The organism is Variovorax multivorans (assembly GCF_051216835.1).
In the GTDB taxonomy this organism is placed as follows: Bacteria; Pseudomonadota; Gammaproteobacteria; order Burkholderiales; family Burkholderiaceae_C; genus Variovorax.
Genome location: NZ_JBPJZL010000040.1, coordinates 1 through 3375 on the forward strand (window position 1 = coordinate 1; position 3375 = coordinate 3375).

Annotated in this window: 3 protein-coding genes; all 3 read right to left on the reverse strand. The window is 66.8% G+C overall.

Annotated elements, in window-relative coordinates; all coding sequences use genetic code 11:
- Window positions 1-2: 2 nt before the first annotated feature.
- Window positions 3-1784 carry a GMC family oxidoreductase gene (locus tag ACSFCA_RS36385; RefSeq protein ID WP_435462983.1) on the reverse strand — a complete coding sequence of 594 codons (1782 nt, stop codon included), beginning with the start codon at window positions 1782-1784 and terminating at the stop codon, window positions 3-5.
- A gap of 2 nt (window positions 1785-1786) precedes the next feature.
- Window positions 1787-2527 carry a gluconate 2-dehydrogenase subunit 3 family protein gene (locus ACSFCA_RS36390; protein WP_435462985.1) on the reverse strand — a complete coding sequence of 247 codons (741 nt, stop codon included), beginning with the start codon at window positions 2525-2527 and terminating at the stop codon, window positions 1787-1789.
- 29 nt (window positions 2528-2556) lie between these two features.
- Window positions 2557-3375: c-type cytochrome (locus ACSFCA_RS36395; protein ID WP_435462984.1), on the reverse strand; the 819-nt coding region annotated here is incomplete at its 5' end.

Consider the following 3375-nt stretch of genomic DNA (forward strand, 5'->3'; position numbering starts at 1 on the left):
GGTCAGGCCAGCGCCGCGGGCCTGGCGATGTAGCGCTCGCGGATCGCCTTGGCCGACCAGTAGGTCAGCGCCGCCACCAGGCCGGTCGGGTTGTAGCCCAGCCCCTGCGGGAAGGCCGACGCGCCGGACACGAAGACGTTGTGCACGTCCCAGCTCTGCAAGTAGCGGTTGACCGCGCTGGTGCCCGGGTCGGTGCCCATGATCGCGCCGCCGTTGAGGTGGGTGGTCTGGTAGCTGGTCGTGTCGAAGTGCTCGCCGAAGTTCTTGACGAACACGCGCACGGCCTTCGGGCCCATCGCCTCAGCGATGCCGCGCATCTTCTCGGCCATGAAGCGGGTCATGCGGACGTCGTTGTCCTTCCAGTCGAAGGTCATGCGCAGCAGCGGCAGGCCCCAGGCATCCTTGTAGGTCGGGTCCAGGCTCAGGTAGTTGTCGTGGTAGCTCATGTGCGCGCCGTGCGCATCCATCGACATCGTGTGCGTGTAGTTGTCGGCAACGGCCTGCTTCCACGCACTGCCCCAGCCGGGTGCGCCCTCGGGCAGCGAGATGCCGCTGATCGGCTTCACGCCAGCCTGGTTGACCCACATCGGCGAGCCGCCGACAAAGCCGAACGGGCCGTGGTCGAAATTGTCGGCGTTGAAGTCGTCGATCGCCACGCCGTTGCCGCCCGCGCCGATGAAGGGGTTGGCGTGCACGTCCTTGTCGAAGAAGGCCTTGATCGTCGCCATGTTCTGGTAGGCGAAGTTGCGCCCGACGGTGCCCTTGCCGGTCGCCGGGTCGTAGGGCGTGCCGATGCCCGACAGCAGCATCAGCCGCACGTTGTGGAACTGGAACGCGCAGATGACGACGATGTCCGCCGGCTGCTCCACCTCGCGCCCTTGCGCATCGACATAAGTGACGCCGGTGGCGGTGCGGCGATCGGCCGCGAGGTTCACGCGCAGCACGTGCGCATGCGTGCGCAGCTCGAAGTTCGGCACCTGGCGCAGCGCCGGCAGCACGTTGACGTTGGGCGAGGCCTTCGAATAGTTGTAGCAGACATAGCCACTGCAGTAGCCGCAGAAATTGCACGGCCCCATCTGGCAGCCGTACGGATTGGTATACGGCCCCGAAGCGTTGGCCGATGGCAGGTCATAGGGGTGATAGCCCAGCTTCGCCGAGGCATCGCCGAAGCGTTGCGCCGACACCGTGCGCTTCTGCGCGGGCAACGGAAAGGCGTGCGAGCGGTCGGCCGCAAACGGGTTGCCGCCCTTGCCTTCGCCCACTTTCTGGCCGGCCACGGTCCATGCGGTACCCGATGTGCCAAACACCTTTTCAGCAAAGTCGAAGTGCGGCTCCAGCTCTTCGTAGCTGACGCCGAAGTCCTGGATCGTCATGCCCTCGGGAATGAACTTCTTGCCGTAGCGTTCTTCGTAATGGCTGCGCAGGCGCAGTTCGGCGGGGTCGACGCGAAAGTGCACGCCCGACCAGTGCAGCCCCGCGCCACCGACACCGGTGCCGGGCAGGAAAGCACCCAGCTGCCGATAGGGCAGCGCCGTGTCGTTCACACTGTGGCGGATCGTCACGGTCTCGCGCGAGATGTCCTGGAACAGCTTGCGGCGGATGTTGTAGGTGAGCTCGTCAAGCACCTTGGGGTAGACACCGTCGGTGGCCGTGTCCTGCATCGGGCCGCGCTCGAGCGCGACCACGTTCAGGCCGGCCTCGGTCAACTCCTTGGCCATGATCGCGCCGGTCCAGCCGAAGCCGACGATCACCACGTCGGCTTTCTTCATCGTGTTGCCGGCCATGCTCAGCCTCTCTGCCCGCTCAAGGCCACGGGTGGCAGCGGATACTTCACGTCGCGCTCGACCCAGTCCATGAAGTCGGCGCGCGCACCGGGAAACCCGATCAGCTTCCAGCCCGCGAGACCGCGATTGCCGCCATGCACCGGATCGGCGAAGAAGCCTTCGCGCACGTTCTGCAGCAGCATCGAGAAGAACAGCTGGGCCGGCACGGCTTCGAACACGGCCTTGCCCGATTCGATTTCATGCAGCGCCGCATCTTGCGCATCCGCCGCGAGTTGCACGAAGGATTTGCCTTGCGCCTTCTGCACGAAGCCGTTGGCGGCATCGATTCCCAGGCGATAGATCTGCTGCGGGGTGAGCTGCGATTGATAACCCATCGTGGCCGGTGCGTCGGCGTTGAACGGCCCCTGCATGTACCAGAGCTTGCCGGTGGCCCAGGGCGTGTCCATCTGCCGATCGATGTACTCGGGCACGCCGGTTTCCACCGCCCCTGGACCCGATGCGTCGTTCGGAATCAATCGCGCGCTGGCGGCGTTGACGAAGGCCCACTCGCCTGCGGTGAAGAAGCGCGGCGAATAGGTGCTCGGTACCGGGTTGCCCGTGGGCGCTTCACCCTGCGCGGCGGTTGCCTGCCGGGTGTCGCATCCGGGAAGCACCGCGACGGCGAGGGTCGCTGCGCCCAACCCCTTGAACAACTGGCGCCTCGATGACGGTGGTTGCGATGAGTCCGGTGCGGTCACGGGCATGCTCCTGTCTGGGTTCATGAGGCGATCGATCAACGCGCGGGTGCGGCCTGCGCGGACCGCTCCTTCTCGATGGCGCTGCGGATCGTGCCGACCTGCGCGGCCTGCACGGCCGAAGCCTTGTTGCCCCAGCTCTGGCGCGTGAAGCTCGCGAGCTGCGCCACTTCGTCGTCCGACAGGCGCCAGCCGAAGCCGGGCATTCCAAGCTCCGATGGCGCGACGCGCGTGGCGGGCAATTTGCTGCCTTCGAGGATCAGGCGGATCACCGAGCTCGGATCGCCTGCCAGCACGGTGGAGTTGCCGGCGATGCGCGGAAATACCTGCGCGTAGCCCAGGCCGTCGCTGCGATGGCAGGCCGCGCAGTTGTCGACGTACAGCTCGGCGCCGCGCGTCGAGTTGACGCCCTGCCACAGCGCCTTGGCGGTTGCAGGGTCGGCGTTGAACGACGATGGCGAGTGCGCCGAAGGCGGCAGCGTCTTGAGGAATGCGGCAATCGCTTTCAGATCGTCGTCGCTCAGGTGCTGCGTGCTGTGCACGATGGCATCGTTCATCGCACCGCCGACCACCGCATGCGATGCGTTGCGCGCGCTGCGCAAGGTCGCGACGATGTCGGCCGCCGACCAGGCGCCCAGTCCGTCTGCAGGATTGCCGCGCAGGTTCACCGCCACCCATCCGTCGATGAGCGGCCCGCCGGCCAGGTACTCGGGGCTGGACTCGTCCAGCGCCTTCTCCTGCATCGTCGGCGCGCGCGGCGTGTGGCAGCTGCCGCAATGCCCCAGGCCCTGCACCAGATACGCACCCCGCGCCACCGACATGTCGGCATAGCGGGCGGCGTCGAAGGCCACGGCATC